19 protein-coding genes are annotated in these 23,135 nt (G+C 68.7%); 12 read left to right on the top strand and 7 right to left on the bottom strand.

Going from position 1 to position 23,135, the window contains the following annotated elements:
- Nucleotides 1-90: 90 nt before the first annotated feature.
- Nucleotides 91-2,418, top strand: a complete 2,328-nt coding sequence (pcrA, locus tag EV644_RS04450) for a DNA helicase PcrA (protein WP_132186825.1) — start codon at nucleotides 91-93, stop codon at nucleotides 2,416-2,418.
- A gap of 74 nt (nucleotides 2,419-2,492) precedes the next feature.
- Nucleotides 2,493-3,053 (top strand): hypothetical protein, encoded by a 561-nt coding sequence (locus EV644_RS04445; RefSeq protein ID WP_132186826.1) that lies wholly within the window; start codon nucleotides 2,493-2,495, stop codon nucleotides 3,051-3,053.
- Here EV644_RS04445 and EV644_RS04440 read toward each other — a convergent pair.
- The 4 genes from EV644_RS04440 to EV644_RS04425 all read right to left on the bottom strand — a co-directional run bounded on the left by EV644_RS04440 (nucleotide 2,994) and on the right by EV644_RS04425 (nucleotide 7,073).
- Nucleotides 2,994-4,418 carry a lanthionine synthetase LanC family protein gene (locus tag EV644_RS04440; protein WP_199239626.1) on the bottom strand — a complete coding sequence of 475 codons (1,425 nt, stop codon included), beginning with the start codon at nucleotides 4,416-4,418 and terminating at the stop codon, nucleotides 2,994-2,996. The two genes, EV644_RS04445 and EV644_RS04440, sit on opposite strands and share 60 nt — an antisense overlap.
- Before the next feature lie 42 nt (nucleotides 4,419-4,460).
- Nucleotides 4,461-4,982, bottom strand: a complete 522-nt coding sequence (locus tag EV644_RS04435) for a DUF6886 family protein (RefSeq protein WP_132186827.1) — start codon at nucleotides 4,980-4,982, stop codon at nucleotides 4,461-4,463.
- A 93-nt stretch (nucleotides 4,983-5,075) separates the two neighbouring features.
- Nucleotides 5,076-5,726, bottom strand: coding sequence for a M23 family metallopeptidase (locus EV644_RS04430; RefSeq protein WP_241997736.1), 651 nt, complete (start codon nucleotides 5,724-5,726; stop codon nucleotides 5,076-5,078).
- A gap of 456 nt (nucleotides 5,727-6,182) precedes the next feature.
- Entirely contained in the window at nucleotides 6,183-7,073 is an 891-nt protein-coding gene (locus tag EV644_RS04425) for an esterase/lipase family protein (protein WP_132186828.1), read from the bottom strand.
- A 194-nt stretch (nucleotides 7,074-7,267) separates the two neighbouring features.
- Between EV644_RS04425 and icmB the strand changes: the two genes are divergently transcribed.
- From icmB to EV644_RS04405, 4 genes are all read left to right on the top strand, one after another.
- The gene (gene icmB / locus EV644_RS04420; protein ID WP_132186829.1) at nucleotides 7,268-7,696 is read left to right on the top strand and encodes a coenzyme B12-dependent isobutyryl CoA mutase small subunit; all 429 of its coding nucleotides are present in this window, start codon (nucleotides 7,268-7,270) and stop codon (nucleotides 7,694-7,696) included.
- A gap of 451 nt (nucleotides 7,697-8,147) precedes the next feature.
- Nucleotides 8,148-9,404: an ABC transporter substrate-binding protein gene (locus tag EV644_RS04415; protein ID WP_241997738.1), complete on the top strand. Its 1,257-nt coding sequence runs from the start codon at nucleotides 8,148-8,150 to the stop codon at nucleotides 9,402-9,404.
- Nucleotides 9,405-9,495: 91 nt separating this feature from the next.
- On the top strand, nucleotides 9,496-10,563 hold the full coding sequence (locus EV644_RS04410) for a carbohydrate ABC transporter permease (protein WP_241997740.1): 1,068 nt from the start codon (nucleotides 9,496-9,498) through the stop codon (nucleotides 10,561-10,563).
- The gene (locus tag EV644_RS04405; protein ID WP_132186831.1) at nucleotides 10,563-11,441 is read left to right on the top strand and encodes a carbohydrate ABC transporter permease; all 879 of its coding nucleotides are present in this window, start codon (nucleotides 10,563-10,565) and stop codon (nucleotides 11,439-11,441) included. The genes EV644_RS04410 and EV644_RS04405 overlap by 1 nt, the downstream gene beginning before the upstream one ends.
- 276 nt (nucleotides 11,442-11,717) lie before the next feature.
- Here the strand turns inward: EV644_RS04405 and EV644_RS04400 are convergent, their stop codons facing one another.
- Nucleotides 11,718-13,358: a glycoside hydrolase family 13 protein gene (locus EV644_RS04400; RefSeq protein WP_132186832.1), complete on the bottom strand. Its 1,641-nt coding sequence runs from the start codon at nucleotides 13,356-13,358 to the stop codon at nucleotides 11,718-11,720.
- A 182-nt stretch (nucleotides 13,359-13,540) separates the two neighbouring features.
- Here EV644_RS04400 and sucC point away from each other — a divergent pair, with 182 nt between their 5' ends.
- Together sucC and sucD are read left to right on the top strand one after the other, a co-directional pair.
- Nucleotides 13,541-14,731 carry an ADP-forming succinate--CoA ligase subunit beta gene (sucC, locus tag EV644_RS04395; protein ID WP_132186833.1) on the top strand — a complete coding sequence of 397 codons (1,191 nt, stop codon included), beginning with the start codon at nucleotides 13,541-13,543 and terminating at the stop codon, nucleotides 14,729-14,731.
- Between the two features lie 13 nt (nucleotides 14,732-14,744).
- On the top strand, nucleotides 14,745-15,635 hold the full coding sequence (sucD, locus tag EV644_RS04390) for a succinate--CoA ligase subunit alpha (protein ID WP_132186834.1): 891 nt from the start codon (nucleotides 14,745-14,747) through the stop codon (nucleotides 15,633-15,635).
- 92 nt (nucleotides 15,636-15,727) lie between these two features.
- Here sucD and EV644_RS04385 read toward each other — a convergent pair whose 3' ends face one another.
- Nucleotides 15,728-17,056, bottom strand: a complete 1,329-nt coding sequence (locus EV644_RS04385) for a hypothetical protein (protein ID WP_132186835.1) — start codon at nucleotides 17,054-17,056, stop codon at nucleotides 15,728-15,730.
- Nucleotides 17,057-17,224: 168 nt separating this feature from the next.
- Here EV644_RS04385 and EV644_RS04380 point away from each other — a divergent pair, with 168 nt between their 5' ends.
- The 4 genes from EV644_RS04380 to glsA all read left to right on the top strand — a co-directional run bounded on the left by EV644_RS04380 (nucleotide 17,225) and on the right by glsA (nucleotide 21,903).
- Nucleotides 17,225-18,469, top strand: a complete 1,245-nt coding sequence (locus tag EV644_RS04380; protein WP_132186836.1) for a cell division protein PerM — start codon at nucleotides 17,225-17,227, stop codon at nucleotides 18,467-18,469.
- 104 nt (nucleotides 18,470-18,573) lie between these two features.
- The gene (purN, locus tag EV644_RS04375; protein ID WP_132186837.1) at nucleotides 18,574-19,218 is read left to right on the top strand and encodes a phosphoribosylglycinamide formyltransferase; all 645 of its coding nucleotides are present in this window, start codon (nucleotides 18,574-18,576) and stop codon (nucleotides 19,216-19,218) included.
- Complete coding sequence (gene purH, locus EV644_RS04370) at nucleotides 19,215-20,774, top strand: bifunctional phosphoribosylaminoimidazolecarboxamide formyltransferase/IMP cyclohydrolase (protein ID WP_132186838.1); 1,560 nt, start codon at nucleotides 19,215-19,217, stop codon at nucleotides 20,772-20,774. The genes purN and purH overlap by 4 nt, the downstream gene beginning before the upstream one ends.
- 139 nt (nucleotides 20,775-20,913) lie before the next feature.
- Entirely contained in the window at nucleotides 20,914-21,903 is a 990-nt protein-coding gene (gene glsA / locus EV644_RS04365; protein ID WP_132186839.1) for a glutaminase A, read from the top strand.
- Nucleotides 21,904-21,948: 45 nt separating this feature from the next.
- On the opposite strand, the gene EV644_RS04360 is transcribed toward glsA, so the two are convergent.
- On the bottom strand, nucleotides 21,949-23,067 hold the full coding sequence (locus EV644_RS04360; protein ID WP_132186840.1) for a hypothetical protein: 1,119 nt from the start codon (nucleotides 23,065-23,067) through the stop codon (nucleotides 21,949-21,951).
- Nucleotides 23,068-23,135: the final 68 nt, after the last annotated feature.

Below are 23,135 nucleotides of genomic sequence, written 5' to 3'. Positions count from 1 at the left end.
GAGGCGGCGGGTGTTCGGTCGGCGGCGACCTGGGGGCGGGGCGGCACGTAGTACGGGAACTGTCGGGGAGAGCGCCTAGGCTGGGGGGTGATGACGACGCTCTTCTCTCCAGACGAACTGCCGGTGCCGCTCGAGGAGCCCAAGAAGCACCGGACCGACCCGGAATCGCTGCTCGAGGGGCTGAACCCGCAGCAGCGGGCCGCTGTGGTGCACGCCGGGAAACCGCTGCTCGTGGTGGCGGGTGCCGGCTCGGGCAAGACGCGGGTGCTGACCCGGCGGATCGCCTATCTGCTGGCGGCGCGGGACGCGCATCCCGGGTCGATCCTGGCGATCACGTTCACCAACAAGGCGGCCGCGGAGATGCGGGAGCGGGTGGTCGAGCTGGTCGGGCCGCGCGCGAAGCTGATGTGGGTCTCGACGTTCCACTCGTCGTGCGTGCGGATCCTGCGCCGCGACATCAAGCGGTTCGGGATCAGCTCGACGTTCTCGATCTACGACGACACCGACTCGCGGCGGCTGATGACGCTGGTGTGCCGGGAGCTCGACCTGGACGTCAAGCGGTACAACCCGCGCGCGGTGCTGAACTGGATCAGCACCCAGAAGAACGAGCTGATCGACCACGAGACGTCCGCGGCGAAGGCCTCGAACCACCTCGAGGAGACCTACGCCGAGTGCTACCGGATCTACCAGGAGCGGCTCGCGCAGGCGAACGCGCTGGACTTCGACGACCTGCTGATGACCACGGTGAACCTGCTGCAGGCGTTCCCGGAGGTCCGCGAGTACTACCGCCGCAGGTTCCGCCACGTGCTCGTCGACGAGTACCAGGACACCAACCACGCGCAGTACACGCTGATCCGGGAGCTGTGCGCGGACCTCGAGCCCGGGCCGAACGACGGGCCGGTCAGCCCGCCGGCCGAGCTGATGGTGGTCGGTGACGCGGACCAGTCGATCTACGCCTTCCGGGGCGCGACGATCCGCAACATCCTCGCGTTCGAGGAGGACTTCACCAACGCCGAGACGATCCTGCTGGAGCAGAACTACCGCTCCACCCAGACGATCCTGACCGCGGCGAACGCGGTGATCAGCCGCAACGAGGGCCGCAAGGCGAAGAACCTGTGGTCCGACTCGGGCCAGGGCGAGCAGATCGCCGTCTACGTGGCCGACAACGAGCACGACGAGGCGCAGTTCGTCGCGGACGAGATCGACCGGCTCACCGACGCCGACGGGGTGAAGCCCTCGGACGTGGCGGTGTTCTACCGGACGAACGCGCAGTCCCGGGTGTTCGAGGAGGTCTTCATCCGCACCGGCCATCCGTACAAGGTGGTCGGCGGCGTCCGGTTCTACGAGCGCAAGGAGGTCCGCGACGCGCTGGCCTACCTGCGGGTGCTGGTGAACCCCGAGGACCTGGTCTCGCTGCGCCGGATCCTGAACGTGCCGAAGCGGGGGATCGGCGACCGCGCCGAGGCCGCCATCGAGGCGCTCGCGCAACGGGACCGGATCCCCTTCTCGGCCGCGTTGCGCCGGGCCCAGGACGCCCCGGCGATGGCGAGCCGCAGCGTCAACGCGGTACAGGCGTTCGTCGACATCCTCGACGAGCTCACCGCGATGGTCGACTCGGGCGCCCCGCCGGACGACATCCTGGACGTCGCCCTGCACCGCTCCGGGTACTACGAGGAGCTGCAGAAGTCGCCGGATCCGCAGGACGAGACCCGGCTGGAGAACCTCGACGAGTTCATCTCGGTGGCTCGCGAGTTCGTCGAGGAGCGGACGGCGGCGGCCGAGCCGTCCGACCTGCAGGCGTTCCTCGAGCGGGTCGCGCTGGTCGCGGACGCGGACCAGATCCCCGACGCCGCCGACGACGGTGGCGTCGTCACGCTGATGACCCTGCACACCGCGAAGGGCCTCGAGTTCCCGGTGGTCTTCCTGACCGGGATGGAGGACGGCGTCTTCCCGCACTCCCGGTCGCTCACGGACATGAAGGAGCTCGAGGAGGAGCGCCGGCTCGCGTACGTCGGGATCACCCGCGCGCGGCAGCGGCTGGCGATCTCCCGGGCCGCTGTCCGCAGTGCGTACGGCGCTCCGCAGCACAACCCGCCGTCCAGGTTCCTCGAGGAGATCCCGGCGGAACTGCTGGACTGGCGCCGCGACGAGTCCGCGATCACCCGCTGGTCCGGCACCGGGACGTCCTCGGGCGGAGCCAGCGGAGTCACCAGCCGCTGGGAGCCGGCCCGCCGTACGGCCTCCGACAAGCCTGTGATCAGCCTGAACCCGGGCGATCGGGTGGTCCACGACACCTTCGGGATGGGCACCGTCGTGGTGGTCCGGGGCGAGGGCCAGCAGGCGCAGGCCGACATCGACTTCGGCTCCGAAGGGGTCAAACGGCTGCTGCTGCGCTACGCACCGGTGGAGAAGATCTGAGACGTTTCCGTTGCGTTCCGGGGCTCAGCTGACACAATCGGTGTTTTCGGCCCTCCCCGGACGAAGGTCCCGCCATGCCCAAGGCACCTGACAGCCACCGCCGGATCATTCTGGCGGGAGCGAATCCTGGCCTGCGGCTGTTCGACTCCGACGGCAAGGTCACCGCGTTCGCGTCGATCTGGACGGTCGACTGGTCGATCTGCGGCTCCGGTACGGCGGTCGTGCTCTGGTTCGACGGGATCGTCCGGGTGGTCTCGGAGGACGTCGACCTCGCGTCCTGGCTGGAGCGGTACTTCGTCCGCTCGTTCCTCGAGGTCCAGGGGCTGCCGTGGCACGAGCCCGCGATCGAGCGGGAACTCGTGCAGGTCTCGATGAACCTGGCGGACGGGCTGAGCGCGAAAGCGGCCGACATCCAGATCGAGATGGGCGGCGTGCTCGACCGGCGGCTGTTCGCCACCGACAACTTCCAGCTCGCCGCGGGCACCCACAGCCTCAGCCTGGTGATCGCCCCGGTCCGCTCCGCGACGGTCTCGATCGGCGGCGCGAGCGTGCCCGGCTTCGTCCAGGTCGACGGCTCAGCCGACCGGCCCGGCTCCTCCGCGTTCCTGACCACCGCCGAAGTGTGGCGCCGCTGAGCCGCTGACGGCCGGCTCCGCTCCGGCCTGGGCCACTGCACTCGGTGGCAGCGCGAACCACGTCTCCATCCGCGGCACCGACTCCGCCTTGGACCCGTCGGCGAGCACACGCTCGGTCCGGAACAGGTACGCCGCGATCCCTGCCGCTCCCTGCATCCAGCCGACCCGGGGCTGCAGCAACGGCTCCGGCGCCCGGTGCTCGACGAACCGCCAGTAGGCGTGCGGCCCGTCCACGAACGCCCGCTCGACCAACGCGTCGGCCAGCCGTACGGCGAAGTCCAGGTCCTCCTGGTCCCCGGACCGCTGCCAGGAGTCCAGGAAGACGTCGCCGACCCCCGCAGTACCGCAGCAGCGGCCATCGTTGTCCCAGAAGCCCGGGTGAAGCCGCTCAGGCAGCCCCGACGTACGGACGCTGTGCAGGCTGCGCTGGTGCCAGGTCAGCGGCGGCACACCTCGGACCTCTTCGATACCGGCCTGGTCCAGCGCCAGGAAGAGCAAGGACGTCCCTGCTGCTCCGTGACACCAGGTGAAGGTGAACTCGTCCTCATCGGTGGCATCGCTCGGGATATAGCGCGGTACGACGAACCCGCGGCCGTCCGTCACCCCGAGACCCACCAGGTGCTCGGCGCCACTCTGAGCGGCGGCAGCCAGGTCCGGGCGGTCCAGTTCGGCGGCGGCGAGCGCCACCGCTGCCGAGACCCCCGCGACGCCATGAGAAAGGTTGGGCATCTGCGTACCCTCGGCCTCCGGCCGGAAGCGCTTGGCCACGAACGGCCAGTTCGTACCGGTCGGCAGGTGCTCGGCTTCAGCCAGCAGTACTTGCGCAGCGTGCTCACTGAGCTCGCAAGCGCCCTCCACTCCATGCCGCCGGGCCCACAGCCCACCAAGCAGTACTCCGGCCGCACCGAGTGTCAGGTCATTGAAGCGAGCGCCGGGAAGGTAGGTAGGCGGCCCGAGCAGCGTCTGCGGCCAACCGTCAGGCCGAGCGAGCTCCAAGAGCCGCCCGACGGCCGCTCCTGCCGGCGCCGTGGCACCTAGGGCAGTCAGTACTCCGATGCCGCTGACCAGGCCGTCGAAGTACGTGCAGTCCGTGCTGGCGGCGATCCCACCGCTCACTCGCTCGACGATCGCGTCCGCCAGGGTCTGCTCCTCGGCGGTCCACGGCCGGGACAGGCGGATCTCGGTCAGCACATGTGCGAGGCCGCCTACGCCGACGTATATGCCGTCGCGCTCGAGCGGGATGTCCGGCACGTCGGCCCCGCCGGCCTCCTCGGGGATCCAGGGCCCGTCCTGCCAGCGCACCTGGTCGAGCACCCAGCGCCAGGCGGACTCGGCCAGATCGCGATATGGAGCCTCCGCCGTCACCGCTCAATGATGGCACCTCACGAGCCGGCGGCTAACCCTCGGCTAACGCGGCAGGGCGTTCCGCAGGCGGATGCCGCTGAACTCGAGGGTGGAGGTGATCACGGCATCCCAGAACTCGTGCAGCCGCGGCAGCACCCGCAACTGGATCCCAGCCTCGGCGTGCAGTTCGAACAAGTCGCCCACGCGTTCCGGCGGCCCCAGTGGTGTCACTTCGGTCGTCGCCACCACCGCGGCCTCGGCCGGTTCGAACGGCTCGGCGGGTAGGCGGTACGCGTAGAGCTCGACCGTCCGGAGGGCCTCCAGCCAGCTGTATTCGATCACGTGGACCCGAGTGCCGCAGCCATCGCCAATGATGCGGCTCTGGTCCGCGGGAGTGGTGTCAGGTCCGACCCAGGCCATGGCGCGAGGGCATTGCCGGGGGAACCAGTAGTCAGGAGCGCGATCGTGGCCGACGGCCCAGACGTACGGGGTGGTCTTCACCGAGGTCGGGGCGAGATGGGGCCGGAAGAGGTCGATCGTCGGATCTTCGGAGAAATGCAGGACTTCACCAGGAGCCGGACGCATGCGCGGCAGCCTAGTGGCGGAGTTGTCAGAGCCGCCAAAGCTTTACCTCCGTCTGACCTTCGGAGCCGGTCGACGGAGCAGGAAGGAGCTGGATCAAGGGTTGAGGCCGCAGTGGTTGCGGAGCCACGGCATCGGGTCGATCGGGTCGCCGGCGTCCGGGCGTACCTCGAAATGCAGGTGCGGGCCGGTGGTGTTGCCGGTGACGCCGACCGCGCCGACCTGGTCGCCGGCGTACACGGTCTCGCCGACCGAGACGCTGAACTTCGACATGTGGTTGTACCAGGTCTCGGTGCCGTCCTCGTGCCGCACCCGGACCTGCCGGCCGTACGCGCCGGCGAACTCGGCGCTGACGACCTCGCCCTTCATCACGGACCGGATCGGGGTACCGATCGGGGCGGCGAAGTCGGTGCCGGTGTGGGTGCTGGCCCAGCGGCCGCCGCCTTGACCGAAGGTGGCGGTGATGTGGTAGCCCGAGATCATCATCTCGCAGCGGGTAGCGGAGGTGCGCTTCTCCTCCGCCGCGTCGGCCGCGGCCTTGGCCTTGGCGAGGGCGGTGGCGCGCTTGGCGGTCAACGCGCGGGTGGCGTCGAGCTTGGCGGCCCGGGCCTTCGCGGTCCGGTCGGCCGCGGCCTGCTTCTTGGTCAGATCCACGCCGACCAGCTCGACGCGGGAGGAGTCGCGGGTAGCGAGCTGGCGTCGCTCGATCCGTGCGGTGGTCAGCTCGGACAGCTGACCGCTGCCCATGCTGAGCGCAGCAACGTTGACCGCTGAGTTCGCCTGTGTCGGTGAGGCCAGAGAGCTGTGGCTGAAGCCGACAGCTCCTGCCGCTGCCGCGAGGGCGGCGGTCAGACCGACTACCTGGGTACTGCTCGGGGTGTTACGCCTGGCAACACGATGTTTACCGCCGTGACGTCCTGCGCCGGGCTTGCGCGCAGCGTTGCCTGGCGTGTCGCGGCTAGCCGCGGCACGGTGCTGGGACACAACGTGGCCTTTCGGTCACAGGGGAGGGGCACTGTCCACTCCCGGGAGATCTATTCCCCCCGGGGGCTCATGCACCATAACGGAACCGTCACGAGGCGACAAACCCCGCCACCCCATTTTCCGCCTCTCCTTCACGAAACTTTTGCATGAGCCGCTGCACGTGCATCCGCCGAACCGCCCGGAAAGCTGCTATGTCAGGAGCTGGTGCCCTGCGTCGGGTCAGGCAACTGTGTCCTGTTCGTCCAGATGCGCCAGCATCCCGGTGATCTGGTGCACCACCTCGCCGTGGAACGGCAGGGAGAGGTGACCGACGCCGTTGATCCTGACATTGCGGGCGATCAGGTCCGGATGCAGGAGCCGGGCCCGCCGCTGCGGCACGATCAACTGGTCGACGTCGCTGTAGAACGCGACGAACCTGCTCCGGCAGTCCGGCGCCGGCTCGTCCAGCTCGGCCATCAGGTCGCTGTCCGGGCGGATCTGCTTCACCAGCGGCCACGGCAGCAGCCGGGCGGCCATGGTGCCCTGGTGTGGAGTCCCCAGCGTCACGCAGGTGTGCACGCGCTCGTCGCCGCCGAGCCGCTGGATGTAGTACCGCGCGATCAGCCCGCCGAGGCTGTGCCCGACCACATGGAGCTGCTCGGAACCGGACTCCTCGCAGATCGCCTCGATCTCCGCGCCCATCCGTTCCGCCGTACGGCGGACGTCGAGCGTGAGGGGTGAGTACGAGAAGGTGTGGATCCGGGTGAATCCCCGGCGGAGCAACTGGCGCCGCATCAACGCGAAGACCGTGTGGTTGTCGACGATCCCGTGCGCCAGGAGGATCGGCGTACCGGCGGCGCGGACGTCGCCAACCAGCAGGCTGCGCTGGGCCGGGGTGAGTCCGTTGAGGGTCAGCCGGTTGGTGCGATCACCGGAGCCGGTGACCAGGCCGAGCGGGTACATCGCCAGATGGGTGGTGATCCAGCCGAGCTCCACGGCCGCGCCGTGCAGTACCCGCGGGGACAGCGCCGAGCGGGCGCCGTACTTCAGCCCCTCGAGTGCCTCCCGGATGCTGCTCCGTGTCGCTGCATCCTGCGAGTTCCCCGGTTCTTCCACCGCCTCGGCACTCATGGCGACTCCTCACGCAGAATCAGACCCCCCGTCGCACTGGTCCGATCTCTTTCCACGGTAACCCGGTTCCCGGGCCGCGTGGCCGGGAACACACACCTCCGTGTCTTATCCGTGAGGTGCGGCTCGGCTAACCTGCGAGTGTCTGGATGACTGCCGCGGCGCAAGGCCGTGTCCACAGATCGAGAGGCCCACACATGCCAGCCACCAGTCCACTGCGCGTCGTCGTCGCCAAGCCGGGACTGGACGGCCACGACCGGGGCGCGAAAGTGGTCGCCCGGGCGCTGCGCGACGCCGGCATGGAGGTCATCTACACCGGGCTGCACCAGACCCCGGAACAGATCGTCGAGACCGCGATCGCGGAGGACGCCGACGCGGTCGGCCTGTCGGTGCTGTCCGGCGCGCACATGACGCTGTTCAAGAAGGTCCGCGAACTGCTCACCGAGCGCGACGCGGACGACATCGTGGTGTTCGGCGGCGGGATCATCCCCGAGGCCGACCTGCAGCCGCTGGCCGAGCTCGGCGTGCACAAGATCTTCACCCCCGGCGCGACCACGGTCGAGATCGTCGAGTGGGTCCGGGCCAACGTCGGCGACGCGTCGGCCACCACTCCCCAGGACGCCTGACCTCCCGGGAATCCTGACCCCGCAGGAAGCCTGATCCTGCGGGGGGCTTGCGACGCGCCCGGCCCGCAGCGCGCCATGCGACGGATCCGCTCCGGAGCGTGTCGGCGACTTTGTGCAGCCGATCCGGTGATTCCTGCCCCCCAGACGCTTGTTACTAATCGGTAATACCGAATCGTTAAGAAACACCTGGTTGTGCACGGTGTCGAATCGCGGTCGCATACAGCCATGCGTTAGTCCGTGCTTTCACGGAGATCGGCAACATGTGTGGCTCAGGACACATCGCCCCCGATCTCGGTTACTGTCCGGAGAAGGCCACTCGCAGGGCGGTGGGGGACTGCGAACGGCCGGCGCAGGATCAAGCGATGTCCCATCGGGAGAGGGCAGGTACACGATGAGGTTTGAACGATCACACACACGCAGGGCGGTCGCCGCGGCCGTCGCAGGCGGTCTTGTGCTGCTTGCGTCCGCGTGTGGTGGCGGGAACGATGAGAGCAGCGGAGGTACCTCGACCGGGGGAGCGCTTGAGGGTCGCGGCCCGATCAATTTTGCCACCGGCAAGGACACCTCCGGAAACCTGACGAACCAGGTCGCCGCCTGGAACTCGCAGCACCCGGACGAGAAGGTCACTGTCTCGGAGCTGCCTGAGTCCGCGGACCAGCAGCGCGCGCAGATGATCTCGAACGCGCAGAACAAGTCCGACGCGTTCAGCGTGCTGAACCTGGATGTGGTCTGGACCGCGGAGTTCGCGGCCAACCGCTGGGTCACCGAGCTGCCGCCGGACCAGTTCCCCGACCTGGGGAAGTTGCTGCCGTCCACGGTCGACACCGCGAAGTACCGCGACAAGCTGTACGGCATACCGGTGACGTCCGACGGTGGACTGCTGTACTACCGCAAGGACCTGCTGGACAAGGCCGGTCTGCAGCCGCCGAAGACCTGGGAAGAGATGGTCACCGCCTGTGCCAAGGTGAAGGCACTGCCGGAGGGTAAGAACGTCGGTTGCTACTCGGGTCAGTTCGAGAAGTACGAAGGCCTGACCGTGAACTTCTCCGAGGCCGTCAACGGTGCCGGTGGAGTCGTCGTCGGTGACGACGGCAAGCCGAACGTGGACACCCCGGAGGCGCTGGCCGGTCTGACCGCGCTGACCGAGGGCTTCAAGACGGGCTTCATCCCGAAGGCCGCCATCACCTACAAGGAGGAGGAAGGCCGCCGGGCGTTCCAGGAGGGCAACCTGCTCTTCCATCGGAACTGGCCGTACGTGTACGCGAAGGCACAGGCGACCGACGGCTCGTCGAAGATCGCCGGCAAGTTCGCCGTCGCGCCGCTGCCGGGCCAGACCGGTGCGGGCGTGTCCACGCTGGGTGGTCACAACTACGCGATCTCGGAGTTCGCCAAGAACAAGGCGACCGCGGCGGACTTCATGAAGTTCATGTCCAGCGAGGAGCGGCAGAAGGCGAACATCGAGAAGACGTCGCAGGCGCCGACCTGGGCCTCGCTGTACGACGACCCCACGCTGAACAAGCAGTTCCCGTACCTGGCTCCGCTGAAGGCCTCGATCGAGGGTGCGAAGTCGCGGCCGAAGGTGGTCAAGTACGGCGACGTCACCACCGCGATCCAGGAGGCGGCGTACGGCGCTCTGACCGGCACGATGACGCCGAAGGACGCGTTGGCCGGACTGCAGACCAAGTTGAGCTCGCTCATCACGCAATGACCGAAGCGGCGGGGCCGGCGCGCAGCTTCACAGCTACGTGCCGGCCCCGGCGTGTCGCTGCCCGCAGGCGGGCAGAGAGAAGGAGGCAGAGGTGAGTACAACCGCCCCGGTCGCAGAGCGGCCGACGCCGGAAACCACCAAGAAGCCCAAGCGGCAGACCTCGTTCAACGAGGGAACCGGTCGGCTGGCCGCGCTGCTGCTGTCGCCGACCATGATCGTGCTGATCCTCGTAGTCGGGTTGCCGATCCTCGCGGCGTTGCGCGAGTCGCTGTACACGAGCGGTCAACAGATCGACGAGTCGGGCTTCATCGTCCAGGGCTCCAAATTCGTGGGTCTCGACAACTACACGGCGATCTTCTCCGGCGAGACCGGCACCCGATTCTGGAACGCTTTCTACAACACGACGTTCTTCACCGTCGCCTGTGTGGTCCTGGAGACCGTCCTGGGTGTCGCGATGGCCCTGGTGATGCACAAGGCGTTCAGGGGCCGCGGCATCGTGCGGGCCAGCATCCTGGTCCCATGGGCGATCCCGACCGTCGTCTCGGCGCTGCTGTGGAAGTGGATCTTCCAGGCCGACGGTATCGCCAACGAGATGCTCGGCACCCAGATCCTGTGGTCCACCGAGGGCTGGCAGTCGGTGCTGTCGGTCATCGTCGCCGACACCTGGAAGACCGCGCCGTTCATCGGGCTGCTGGTGCTCGCGGGCCTGCAGACGATTCCGACCGACGTGTACGAGGCGGCGAAGGTGGACGGCGCCAGCGTCTGGCAGACGTTCACCCGGATCACCATGCCGCTGGTGAAGCCGGCACTGCTGGTGGCAGTGCTGTTCCGCATCCTCGACACGCTGCGGATCTTCGACCTGCCGTTCGTGCTGGTCGGCCCGAACAAGGAGTCGGTCGAGACGCTGTCGATCCTGGCGTACCTCGAAGCCAACCAGACCCGGTACGGGCCGGCGGCGGCGTACGCGACGTTGCTGTTCATCTACGTCGCCGTGGTCGCGTACGTGTTCGTGAAGCTGCTCGGTGCCGACGTGTTCGGTGACGCCATCCAGCGGAAGACGAAGAAGAACGGCAGGAACGGGCGAGGCCGGGGCAAGCAGACGGACCCAGGCGCTCCGGTGGCCGGACTGACCGCCGGTGGCGGCTTAGGAGGTGAATGATGACTGTTGTTGCTGAGAAGGCCCCAAGGGTGATCGACGTCAAGGCGGCCGAGGCGCCGTGGTACCGGCGCTGGCTGCCGCTGATCGGTGTCGCGGTGATCGTGCTCTACTGCCTGGTGCCGTTCTTCTGGATGGTGGTGTCGTCGCTGCGGCGGCCGGCCGACCAGTTCGACAACTCGATCATTCCGTCGCCCATTTCGCTGGACAACTTCAAAGACGTGTTCAAGTCAGGCACCGGGTTCCAGCGTGGTCTGCTGAACAGCCTGATCGTGGCCGGCACGGTGACAGTCCTGACGCTGGTCATCGGGATGGTGGCGGCCTACACGCTGGCCCGGCTGGAGTTCAGGGGCAAGAACTTCGTGCTGGCGATCATCATCGTCACCTCGATGTTCCCGGGGATCTCGCTGGTGATCCCGCTGAAGAAGCTGTTCGTCAACATCGACTGGATCAACACCTACCAGGCGATGATCGTGCCCAGCCTGTCGTTCGCGCTGCCACTGGCGGTGTGGCTCCTGACCGCGTTCTTCCGACAAATGCCACGAGAGCTCGAGCAGGCCGCGATGGTGGACGGCTGTACGCCGGCCCAGGCGTTCCGCAAGGTGATCCTCCCGCTGGCCGCACCGGGTGTGTTCACCACCGCGATCATCACCTTCATCGCGGCCTGGAACGAGTTCCTGATCGCGCTGAGCATGGTGAACAAGAAGGAGTACCAGACCGCCAACGTGGTGATCTCGCAGTTCACCGGTGCGTCGGGACGTGACCAACCGTTCGGCAGCCAGATGGCCGCCGGTGTGGTGGTGACGATTCCGCTGGTGATCGCCGTCCTGCTGTTCCAGCGCCGTATCGTCGCCGGTCTGACCGCCGGTGGAGTCAAGTAGCAGCGGGACCGACGGGCTGATGGTGGCGTATCGTCGCTGCCGTGAGGTCGGAGGTGTGAGATGAGCTACGGAGACGAGCGAAACCGTCGGGACCGGGAAGATCGGGACCGCCGGGACCGCGAGGAACAAGACCGCCGGGACCGAGAAGACCGGGACCGTCGCGATCGGGAAGAGCAGGACCGACGCGATCGGGACAGGCGCTAGGCAGCAGTGAGAACAGACGAAGAGGGCTGGAACCGGCAACGGTTCCAGCCCTCTTCAGTCATCACTGGATGGTCAGACCTGCAGCCAGACAGAGGCGTCGGCCGGTAGTCTGCCGTCGACCAGCGGCTCGCTGGAGAGCAGTACTTCAGTGGAGTCCGGCAGCTCGATCGGCTGCTCCCCGAGGTTCACCACGCAGCGGAAGCCCGGGTCGCGGGTGAAGGACAGCACCCCGGCGGGAGCATCCTCGTCCCACGTCATCCGGCCCTCGCCGAGAGCTTCCTGCTCACGCCGGATGCGCAGCGCCGCCCGGTAGAGAGCCAGGTGGCTCTCCGGGTCGCTCGCCTCGGCCTCGGCGGTCAGCGGAGCCCAGTCGGCCGGCTGCGGCAACCACGGCTGCCCCTCGCCAGGGCCGAAGCCGTACGGCGGTTCGCTGCCGCTCCAGGGCATCGGCACGCGGCAGCCGTCACGGCCACGCACCGTGTGCCCCGACCGCTCCCAGCTCGGATCGTCCAGGACCTCCTCCGGCAGGTCCTCGACCTCCGGCAGGCCCAGCTCGTCACCTTGGTAGACGTACGCGCCACCCGGCAGCGCCAGCTCGAGGAGCGCAGCCGCCCGGGCCCGGCGTAGACCGATCTCGAGGTCGGTCGACACGATGCCCGCTGCGGCGAGGGCCTCGCGCTGGTCCCGCCCGTACCGCGTGCGGTGCCGGATGGTGTCGTGATTGCTCAGCACCCAGGTCGCCGGAGCTCCGACGGCCCACAGGTTCTCGGTGGTGTGGTCGATGACGTCGCGGAGCGCCTTGGCGTCCCACGGGCACTGCAGGACGTCGAAGTTGAACGCCGAGTGCAACTCGTGCGGCCGTACGTACTGCGCGAGGCGCTCCGCCGGGGACAACCAGGCCTCCGCGACGAACACCCTCGGCCCCTGCGGCGTATCGGCGTACTCGTCGGCGATCGCCCGCCAGCGCTGGTGGATCAGGTGCACGCCGGGCTGGTCGTAGTACGGGTGGCCGACGAACTTCTCGTGGGTCGGTTGCCCGTTGTGCAGCGGTACGTCGGGCAGCGCCGGGTCCTTCGCCATCGAGTCGGCCACGTCGATCCGGAAGCCGTCGACGCCGCGGTCGAACCAGAACCGCAGGATCGAGTCGAACTCGGCGATCACGTCCGGGTGATCCCAGTTCCAGTCCGGCTGCGAGATGTCGAACAGGTGCAGGTACCACTGGCCGTCGTCGATCTGCTGCCAGGCCGGACCACCGAACGCGCCCGGCCAGTTCGTCGGCGGCCGTCCGTCCGGCAGGCTGTCGCGGAACCAGAACCGGTCCCGCTCGGGCGAGCCCTTGCCGGCGGCCAGCGCGGCCTTGAACCACGGATGCTCCCAGGAGCAGTGGTTCGGCACCAGGTCGATCAGGATCCGCAGGCCGAGCGCGTGCGCCTCCTCGATCAGCGCGTCCGCGTCCGCCAGCGTGCCGAACATCGGGTTGATGTCGCGGTAGTCGGCCACGTCGTAGCCGCCGTCGAGCAGCGGGGACGGGTACCACGGACTGATCCAGATCGCGTCGACGCCGAGGTCGGCCAGGTAGGGCAGCCGGGCCCGGATCCCGGTCACGTCGCCGGTACCGTCACCGTTCGCGTCGGAGAATGACCGCGGGTAAACCTGGTAGACGACGGCACTACGCCACCAGTCGTCAACTGGTCTGGTCGAAGGTTCTGTCATGGCAACCAGCCTTTCACGCAGCCGCAAGGGTGTTGTGACGGTCGTCTCAGCGTGTACCCCGACTGTCGCGCCGGGCACCGAGGTGGCTAGTCTCAGGCCGACGGAACGCGCCGGCGACCGTGCCTCTCCGCACCGCAGCCCGCCGCGGCCCAACTCGAACAGGCGAGAGAGGGACCACAGTCGTGGACTTGATGGAGTACCAGGCGAAGACTGTCTTCGCCAAGCACGGTGTACGGACGACGGTGGGTGAAGTCGTCCACACGCCCGAGGAAGCCCGCGCGGCGGCCGAGAAGCTCGGCGGCACGGTGGTCGTGAAGGCCCAGGTGCTGACCGGCGGCCGCGGCAAGGCCGGCGGCGTCAAGCTGGCGTCCTCGCCCGGCGAGGCGGAGGAGAAGGCCCGCGAGATCCTGGGCCTGGACATCAAGGGTCACATCGTCAAGACCCTGAACATCGTGCCGGCCGCGGCGATCGCCGAGGAGTACTACTTCTCCTTCCTGATCGACCGCGCCAACCGCAACTACCTCTGCATCGCCTCCGCCGCCGGCGGCATGGAGATCGAGGAGGTCGCGCACACGAACCCCGACGCGGTCGCCAAGATCTCGATCGACCCGGCCACCGGGGTGGACGAGGCCACGGCGCGCGAGATCGCCACCCAGGCCGGTTACCCGGCCGACGTGATCGACGCCGTCGCCCCGGAGATCGTCAAGCTGTACGAGGTCTTCCTGGCCGAGGACGCGACCCTGGTCGAGGTGAACCCGCTGGTCAAGCTCAAGGACGGCAACGTCGAGGCGCTGGACGGCAAGGTCAGTCTGGACGAGAACGCCGACTTCCGGCACCCGGAGTTCGCCGAGTTCGCCGACTCCTCCGCCGAGGACCCGCTGGAGGCCAAGGCGAAGGCCAAGGGCCTGAACTACGTGAAGCTCGACGGTTCCGTCGGCATCATCGGCAACGGTGCCGGCCTGGTCATGTCGACCCTGGACGTGGTCGCGTACGCCGGTGAGGCCTACTCGAACGGTGTGGATGGCGGTGGCGTCAAGCCGGCCAACTTCCTCGACATCGGTGGCGGCGCGTCCGCCGAGGTGATGGCGAACGGCCTGGAGATCATCATCTCCGACCCGCAGGTGGAGAGCGTGTTCGTGAACGTCTTCGGCGGCATCACCGCCTGTGACGCGGTCGCGAACGGCATCGTGCAGGCGTTCGAGCTGCTGGCCGGCCGCAACGAGCACGTGAGCAAGCCGCTGGTCGTCCGGCTGGACGGCAACAACGCCGAGGAGGGCCGCCGGATCCTCGACGAGGCCGGCCTGGCCGGACTCGAGCGGGTCGACACGATGGACGGCGCCGCCAAGCGGGCCGCCGAGCTGGCTGCGAAGTAAGGGATCGCTGAAAATGTCTATCTTCCTGACCAAGGACAGCAAGGTCATCGTCCAGGGCATGACCGGCTCGGAAGGCACCAAGCACACCACCCGGATGCTTGCCTCCGGCACCAACATCGTCGGTGGCGTGACGCCTGGCAAGGGCGGCCAGTCGGTCGACTTCAGTGGCAAGGCTGTGCCCGTGTTCGGCTCCGTCGACGAGGCCGTCAAGGAGACCGGCGCCGACGTGTCGGTCGTCTTCGTACCGCCGAAGTTCACCAAGGGCGCGGTGATCGAGGCGATCGACGCGGGCATCCCGCTCGTCGTGGTGATCACCGAGGGCGTGCCGGTGCACGACACCGCCGCGTTCTTCGCGCACGCGCAGGCCGCCGGCACCACCCGGATCATCGGGCCGAACTGCCCGGGCATCATCACCCCCGGCGAGGCCAACGCCGGCATCATCCCGGCGAACATCGCCGGCGCCGGCCGGATCGGCCTGGTGTCGAAGTCGGGCACGCTGACCTACCAGATGATGTACGAGCTGAGCGACATCGGCTTCTCCAGCGCGATCGGCATCGGCGGCGACCCGATCATCGGGACGACGCACATCGACGCGCTGCAGGCGTTCCAGGACGACCCGGACACCGACGCGATCGTGATGATCGGCGAGATCGGCGGCGACGCCGAGGAGCGCGCGGCGGCGTTCATCAAGGACAACGTCACCAAGCCGGTCGTCGGCTACGTGGCCGGCTTCACCGCGCCCGAGGGCAAGACGATGGGCCACGCCGGCGCCATCGTGTCCGGCTCCTCGGGCACCGCGGCCGCCAAGCAGGAGGCCCTCGAGGCCGTCGGCGTCAAGGTCGGCAAGACTCCGACCGAGACCGCCAACCTGATGCGCGAGATCATGCAGTCGCTGACCAAGTAACACAGACAGCACACCCAGCACGAACGGCCCTCGGGGATCCCCGGGGGCCGTTTCGTCTCCCTGTACTCCGGCGTCCGGAGTACAGGGGTGGGCTACTTGAAGGTGGCGGAGCGTTCGGCGGCGCGGACCAGCACCTCGTTGAACGCGGTGTCGGTGATGTCGAGGTTCTTCAGCACCGGGTAGAGGATGTAGACGGCGCGGTCGCCCGTGGCCGCGATGCCGATCCGGTAGGTGAAGATCTTGCCGCCGCCGGTGTCGTAGGATGCCCGCCAGCTCTCGCCCTTGATGCTGGGCAGCGCCAGCGTGCCGGTCGCCTTCACCGTCGCGTTGGAGGTGGTCTTCTTGCAGCTGTCCACGTTCTTGCGGATCCCGGTGACGAAGGTGCTCGTCGCGACCGGGGTGGCGAACTTCGCGACCATCGTGTCCAGGCCGAACTCGGTCGGCACCTTGGCGTCCGGCGCGACGTACGTCTGCGACTTGTACTTCGTCGCCTTCGCCTTCTTCAGGTTGATGTCCTCGCAGCCGGTGCCGCTCCGGGTGGTGCTGGCGGCGCTGACCCAGGGGGTGTCGATGCTGTCCAGGATCGGCAGGTCGATCGGGGCCATGAAGCCCACCGGCTCGGAGGTGGGAAGCAGCGCGACCCTGGCGGCCGGGGTGCCCGTGGTGCACTCGGCCTCGGCGCAGATCCGCTTCAGCCCGGCGCTCGCGGCACCCATCACGCCGTACGGCTTCGGGGCCACCTTGCCGGTGCTGTCGTGCTCCATCACCATCGTCGTCTGCCCGGCGGTGGACAAGCTGACCGTCCGGTACTTGTTGATCTTCTCGCCGGGCTGTCCGAACACCGCGACCACGCCCTTGTCGCCGAGCCCGGTGGTGCTGTAGCTGGAGATCAGCCGGTACTGCGGGGTCGCGCACTGGCTGAGCCAGCCGAGGATCGTGGTGTAGGCCTTGCCGGCGGCGGCCGCGTCGTTGGAGACCTCGACGTACTGGACCGCGGTGTCCTTGGTGGTGGCGTTCTTGAAGTTGCGCACCCACGTCCGGATACCGGCCGGATCCGCGAACCGCTGCGACTGGCAGACGAAGGAACGGTCCGGCGCGCTGCTGCCGTCGGCCGTGCCGGCGACCGTCCAGACTCCGGTGGCGGACAGCGGTTTGGCAGCCGGTCCGTCGAGCAGGACCTTGGCGTCGGACAGCATCTTCGCGCCGCCGCCCGACTTGTCGTCGTCGGCGCTCGACTTGGCGTCGTTGGCAGAGCCGCCGCCGCCGAAGGCGTTCACGGCGGCGATGCCACCGCCGCCGACCAGGACCAGCACGGCTACTCCCGCGCCGATCATCTGGTTCCTGCGCCGCGCCTGCTGGCGACGCGCCTCCCGGGCGGCGGCACGACTGCCGCCCCGCGGGGCGCGGTGGGAACCGGTCATCTAACTCTTGACCTCCAGACTGATTCCACCCGACGGTACCCGGTGGTCCGCCCTGATCCACCGCGAGGTACGACACACAAGGACACAGAGAGCAAGCCGGGCCGAAGTCTTCCATATCCGGCGTGTCAGAACGAGCAGTCCCCCGGCAGCGGGCGACGATGGAGCGAGATGACCGACATGCTGAGCCGTCCGGGCGCCCGTGACGGCGGACCCCACCAGGCGCCCGGACCCGCCCAGTCCGACGCCGGCACCCCGACGAAGCCGGTGATCGTCTCGGCCGTGATCGGCGCCGGCGCCTGCCTGCTCACCGGCCTGCTGGCCTGCGCGGCCGTCGCCGTGGTCGGCTGGTTGGCCGCGGCCTTCGGCGGTGCGTCGGGTGCCGTCCGGGCCGGCGCCACGGTCTGGCTGGTCGCGCACAAGACCAGCGCGACTCTGGGTGACGCGTCGCTCACCGTCGCGCCGCTGGGGCTGACGCTGTTCCTCGCCTGGTGCCTGTACCGCGGTGGCAAGTTCACCGCTCGGGTCAGCGCCGCCGACGCGCCCAAAGACCTGGCGATCGCCTCCGGGGTGTTCGCCGTGACCTACGGGCTGGGCGCGCTGATCGTCGCGCTGCTCACCTCGGACGGCTCGGTGAAGGTCTCGCCGGTGTCGGCCTTCCTCGGTGCGGTCTCGCTGGCGCTGATCGCCGGTGCCGCCGGGATCCTGGTGGAGTCCGGTGCTGCCGCGGACATCGCCGACGCGACGCCACAGGGCCTCCGCGACGCGATCCCCGCAGCCTTGGCCGCCGCGCTCACAGTCTTCGCCATCGCGAGCCTCCTGTACGCCGTGGTGCTGGCCGTGCACTTCTCCCGGGTCACCTCGATGCTGGAGTTGCTCGACGCCGGCGCGGTCGGATCCGTGGTGCTCTTCGCGATCTGCCTGATGCTGTTGCCGAACGTGATCCTGTACGTCGTGGGGTTCCTCGCCGGCCCGGGGTTCCAGCTGGGCGTGGGGACCACGATCGCCCCGACCGGGGTGGACGTGGGGAGCCTCCCGGCGCTGCCGCTGCTGGCCGGAGTACCGGCGGACGGGGCCACACCGACGTACCTGCTGGTGCTGACGGCTCTGGTTCCGCTCGTGGCTGGGGCGGTCGCAGGGCTGGTCGTGGCTCGGCGGGGGTTGGCGGCGGAGGACTCGGAGGCGCTGGGGTGGGATGCCTTCGCTCTGCGTGGGTGTATCGCCGCTCTGCTTGCCGCGGTTGGGCTGCTTGTGCTGATGGTGCTGTCGGGCGGTTCTGCGGGGCCGGGCCGGATGGCCGAGGTCGGGATTCCCGCGGCGCTGCCGGCGGCCGGAGTACTTGGGGCCGGGATGGCGATCGGGGCCGCGATCACCGCGGGCATCGTGGCCGCTCGGCGGCCACAAGCAATCGCCTGAATCGCGGCTGGACCACGGCTGAGCGGCCGCTGAGCTGCGGGGTCCGTTGGGCGCTCGCTGCCCGGATGCGGGTCGGACGGGGGTCGGGCGATAGGGTTTGCGGCGTGACAGACCCGGTTGCGCCCACTCCTGTACCTGATTCCGGGCCCGCGCGTCTCGTCGTGCTCATCTCCGGTTCGGGCTCGAACCTGCAGGCCCTGCTCGACGCCTGTGCCGACCCGGCGTACGGCGCCCAGGTGGTCGCCGTCGGCGCGGACCGCAAGGGCATCGCCGGGCTGGACCGTGCCGACGCCGCCGGGGTGCCGACCTTCGTGCACAAGGTCAAGGACCACGCCGAGCGGGCCGACTGGGATCGCGCGCTGACCGCGTCCGTCGCGGAGTACAAGCCCGATCTGGTCATCTCGGCCGGGTTCCTCAAGCTCGTCGGCGACGACTTCCTGACCAGCTTCGGGGACCGCTACATCAACACCCACAACGCGCTGCTGCCGGCCTTCCCCGGCATCCACGGACCGCGCGACGCGCTCGAGTACGGCGTCAAGGTGGCCGGCGCGACCCTGTTCTTCGTCGACGGCGGGGTGGACACCGGGCCGATCATCGGCCAGGTCGTCGTGCCGGTCGAGGACGACGACACCGAAGAAACCCTGACGGAGCGGATCAAGGAGGTCGAGCGCCGCCAGTTGGTCGAGTGGGTCGGCCGGCTGGTCCGCAACGGCTGGACCATCACCGGACGAAAGGTCAGAACGAAGTGAGCACCGACCGCAGGCCGATCCGCCGGGCGCTGATCAGCGTCTACGACAAGACCGGCCTGGAGGAGCTCGCGAAGGCGCTGTCCGACGCCGGGGTCCAACTGGTGTCGACGGGCTCCACCGCCGCCCGGATCGCCGCGGCCGGCGTACCGGTGACCAAGGTGGAGGAGCTGACCGGGTTCCCCGAGTGCCTGGACGGGCGGGTCAAGACGCTGCACCCGAAGGTGCACGCGGGCCTGCTCGCCGACGTCCGGCAGCCGACGCACGTCGAGCAGCTCGCCGAGATGCGGGTCGAGCCGTTCGACCTGCTGGTGAGCAACCTGTACCCGTTCACCGAGACCGTCGCGTCCGGCGCCTCGACCGACGAGTGCATCGAGCAGATCGACATCGGCGGCCCGTCGATGGTCCGCGGCGCCGCGAAGAACCACGCGAACGTCGCCGTGGTGGTCTCGCCGTCGCGCTACGACGAGATCCTGGCCGCGCTGGCCGAGGGTGGGTTCTCCCTGGAGCAGCGGCAGCGCCTGGCCGCAGAGGCATTCGTGCACACCGCGTCGTACGACGTGGCCGTCGCCTCCTGGATGAGCAGCGTGCTCACCGACACCAGCGAAGGCACCGGGTTCCCCGCGTGGGCCGGCGCGACCTGGGAGAAGTCGGCGGTTCTCCGGTACGGCGAGAACCCGCACCAGCCGGCCGCGTTGTACGTGAACGGCCGGGGTGGTCTCGCCGCCGCGGAGCAGCTGCACGGCAAGGAGATGTCGTACAACAACTACGTCGACGCGGACGCGGCCCGGCGTACGGCCTACGACTTCAGCGAGCCGGCCGTAGCCATCATCAAGCACGCGAACCCGTGCGGCATCGCCGTCGGCAAGGACATCGCCGAAGCCCACCGCCGCGCCCACGAGTGCGACCCGGTCTCGGCGTACGGCGGTGTGATCGCCACCAACGCGCCAGTCTCGGTGGAGCTGGCCAAGCAGGTCGCGGAGATCTTCACCGAGGTGCTCGTCGCCCCGGCCTTCGAGGACGGCGCGGTCGAGATCCTGCAGGGCAAGAAGAACATCCGCCTGCTGGTGGCGGAGCCGCTGTCGCAGGGCGATGCCGTCGAGACCCGCGCGATCAGCGGCGGTCTTCTGATGCAGCACACCGACCGCTTCCAGGCGCCCGGCGACGACCCGTCCGCCTGGCAGCTCGCCGCCGGCCCGGCTGCTTCCTCAGAGGTGCTGGCTGATCTGGCCTTCGCCTGGAAGGCCTGCCGCGCGGTCAAGTCCAACGCCATCCTGCTCGCCTCCGACGGCGCCTCGGTCGGCGTCGGCATGGGCCAGGTCAACCGCGTCGACTCCTGCCGCCTCGCAGTCTCCCGAGCCGGCGATCGTGCTCCGGGGTCCGTGGCCGCTTCGGACGCCTTCTTCCCGTTCCCGGACGGTCTCGAGGTACTCATCGAGGCCGGCGTCAAGGCAGTCGTCCAACCAGGCGGCTCCATCCGGGACGACCAGGCCATCGAAGCCGCCACCAAGGCCGGCATCACCATGTACTTCACCAACACCCGCCACTTCTTCCACTAGCCCACACCCGTGACGACCGACCGGTCGTTGCCGCGGAAACCGCAGGCCCTGGACGGAATCATCCGTCTGGGGTGATGGCCGTGCTCCTCTGCCCGCCGACACTTGCTGACAGTCAGCGTGCGAATGGAGAGCGCAGTCCATGACAACGGACCCGGCAGCGAAGGCACCTTACGTTTCGACCGGTAACCTCCCTCCCGCCGACCGTGTGCAGCTTATTGTTAACGACGCTTATGAGCGCTTCCGAGCTGACGCCGATGGGGAGCTGTCACGGGTGTATCCGTCGCTCGCGGCGGTCGATCCTGACAGGTTCGGTATCTGTGTCGCGAATACCGCGGGTCTCACGGCAATAGCGGGCGATGCGGATGTCGAGTTCTCGATCATGAGCGTCGCGAAACCGTTCGTGTTCGCGCTGATGTGTGCAATGCACGGTCCTGACACGGTCGCACGGTTTGTCGGTGTCAACGCGACGGGCAAGAAGTTCAACTCCGTGTCCGCGATCGAAGACCGGCCTGACGGCAGGACCAACCCGATGGTGAATCCGGGGGCGATCGCGACAGCGAGCATGGCGCCCGGAGCTGACCTGGACGAGAAATGGCGATTCCTGCAGGAGGGTTTGTCGCGCTTTGCGGGCCGGGCGCTGTCGCTCGACGAGGAGATCTTCGCGTCGGCCTCGGCGACCAACTCGGTCAATCGCGCCATCGGCGACCTGTTGCGCGGCTACGGCAGGCTGGCAACCGACTCGGAAGCGACGGTCGACCTGTACACCAGGCAGAGTTGCCTGCGGGTCAGCGCTCGCGACCTCGCGGTGATGGCGGCGACGCTCGCGGCCGGGGGTGTGAATCCGTTGACAGGTGAGCAGGTCGTGGATCAGGTGAGCTGCCGGTGCGCCCTCGTCGTGATGGCGACGTCCGGGCTGTACGAAACCTCCGGCGAGTGGCTGTACACCATCGGGTTGCCGGGCAAGAGTGGCATCGGAGGCGGAATCGTCATGGTGTCACCCGGCAAGGGTGGGCTGGGGACCTTCGCGCCCCGGCTCGATGCGGCCGGCAACAGTGTGAAGGGGCAGCTCGCCGCAGCCTTCCTCTCCCGTCAACTCGGCCTCGACCTGTTCGTGTCGGAGCCCGACTGACAGGTGAAGCGAGCATGGCTCCCCTCGTCGGTCACCCCGTCGCGGTCAGGCCAATGGGTTCACTGACGCCAGGGCCGCCTCGAGTTCGGCGGCAATCGCGTCCAGATCCCGCGACATCGTGTCCGGGCTGCCGGATTCCAGCAGCTCCTGCATGTGTCCCCGGGCTGATCGTACGGCGTCTCGCAGGGCGCGCGTCCGCGTTCGGGCGGCCTCATCCGGAGCCGAAGCCTCCAGCGCGGTCAGCCGGTCTTCGACCGCGGTGACCCGGCTCGCCGCGACGTTCCAGCCGCCGGCGGCCTCCGCGAGCGAACCCATCTGGCGCAGCTCCGCGACCAGCACGCGGGCAAACCATGCCATCTCGTCCTCGGCCGACGCCAGGTCAGCCCGCCATGCCCCGCGACGACGCGCCCTGACAACAAGCGGAACGGCGACGACGACAGCGAGCACCACCGCCGCCAGCAGCCACCACAGCCACGAAGGCGCACCGGACGACTCGGCCGCCGAGGGCTCGACCGACGCCGAGGTCTCCGGCGACGCGGCGGACGTGGGAGCCTCGGTCGGCGGGGCGGTCTCCACGCGTTCCGATGACTGGGTGGGGCTTGGTTCCGGTTCGGACGTGATCGGAGAGGCGGCCTCCGGGCGTTCCGATGACCGGGTGGGGCTTGGTTCCGGCTCCGACGTGGTCGAAGAGGCGGCCTCCGGGCGTTCCGATGACCGGGTGGGGCTTGGTTCCGGCGCCGTCCGCGTCGGCGAAGGGGCCTCCGTGCGTAGCGGCGACCGGGTGGTGGGGCTCAGCTCCGCCGTCGGGCTGGGTAGCGAGCTCGGCACTCGCGACGCCGACGTCGTCGGGCGGACAGCCGAGCCATTGTCTCCGCAGGCAGTGAAGAGCAGGGCCAGCACAGCCAGGCCAACTGCTCGCATCACCAGCGGCAGCAAGGTGCCTCTGTCGGATCCGGCTCTCCTGGTCATCATTTCCGGTCCTTTCGACCACCATCGGTTTCGGCCGCCCTGCGCAGCAGGCGCCCCCGTTGCCCGGAGCAACATGATGTGGAACTCGGGCAACCCGGCCTGCGGATGCGGCTCCTTGACCAGGTCGTAGTCGGTCCCCGCGTCCGCGACCTCGTCGTAAACCCCGATGTAGACCACGTTGGTGTCAACCGCCATCGTGGTGGCTCCTCGCTGTCGATGGTGCTCCAGGACGGAGGATCGCACTTTCCGCGCCCCTCGGACTC

Origin of the sequence: Kribbella orskensis (genome assembly GCF_004342085.1) — a bacterium.
Taxonomy (GTDB): domain Bacteria; phylum Actinomycetota; class Actinomycetes; order Propionibacteriales; family Kribbellaceae; genus Kribbella; species Kribbella orskensis.
The sequence above is the reverse complement of the archived record's forward strand: the minus strand, read 5'-3'. Positions and strand labels throughout refer to the sequence as shown.

What these genes read in the sequence shown, in the direction of transcription:
- pcrA (WP_132186825.1), top strand. Translation starts at nt 91, where the DNA reads ATGACGACGCTCTTCTCTCCAGACGAACTGCCGGTGCCGCTCGAGGAG.
- EV644_RS04445 (WP_132186826.1), top strand. Translation starts at nt 2,493, where the DNA reads ATGCCCAAGGCACCTGACAGCCACCGCCGGATCATTCTGGCGGGAGCG.
- EV644_RS04435 (WP_132186827.1), bottom strand. Translation starts at nt 4,982, where the DNA reads ATGCGTCCGGCTCCTGGTGAAGTCCTGCATTTCTCCGAAGATCCGACG.
- EV644_RS04430 (WP_241997736.1), bottom strand. Translation starts at nt 5,726, where the DNA reads ATGGGCAGCGGTCAGCTGTCCGAGCTGACCACCGCACGGATCGAGCGA.
- EV644_RS04425 (WP_132186828.1), bottom strand. Translation starts at nt 7,073, where the DNA reads ATGAGTGCCGAGGCGGTGGAAGAACCGGGGAACTCGCAGGATGCAGCG.
- icmB (WP_132186829.1), top strand. Translation starts at nt 7,268, where the DNA reads ATGCCAGCCACCAGTCCACTGCGCGTCGTCGTCGCCAAGCCGGGACTG.
- EV644_RS04405 (WP_132186831.1), top strand. Translation starts at nt 10,563, where the DNA reads ATGACTGTTGTTGCTGAGAAGGCCCCAAGGGTGATCGACGTCAAGGCG.
- EV644_RS04400 (WP_132186832.1), bottom strand. Translation starts at nt 13,358, where the DNA reads ATGACAGAACCTTCGACCAGACCAGTTGACGACTGGTGGCGTAGTGCC.
- sucD (WP_132186834.1), top strand. Translation starts at nt 14,745, where the DNA reads ATGTCTATCTTCCTGACCAAGGACAGCAAGGTCATCGTCCAGGGCATG.
- EV644_RS04385 (WP_132186835.1), bottom strand. Translation starts at nt 17,056, where the DNA reads ATGACCGGTTCCCACCGCGCCCCGCGGGGCGGCAGTCGTGCCGCCGCC.
- EV644_RS04380 (WP_132186836.1), top strand. Translation starts at nt 17,225, where the DNA reads ATGACCGACATGCTGAGCCGTCCGGGCGCCCGTGACGGCGGACCCCAC.
- glsA (WP_132186839.1), top strand. Translation starts at nt 20,914, where the DNA reads ATGACAACGGACCCGGCAGCGAAGGCACCTTACGTTTCGACCGGTAAC.
- EV644_RS04360 (WP_132186840.1), bottom strand. Translation starts at nt 23,067, where the DNA reads ATGGCGGTTGACACCAACGTGGTCTACATCGGGGTTTACGACGAGGTC.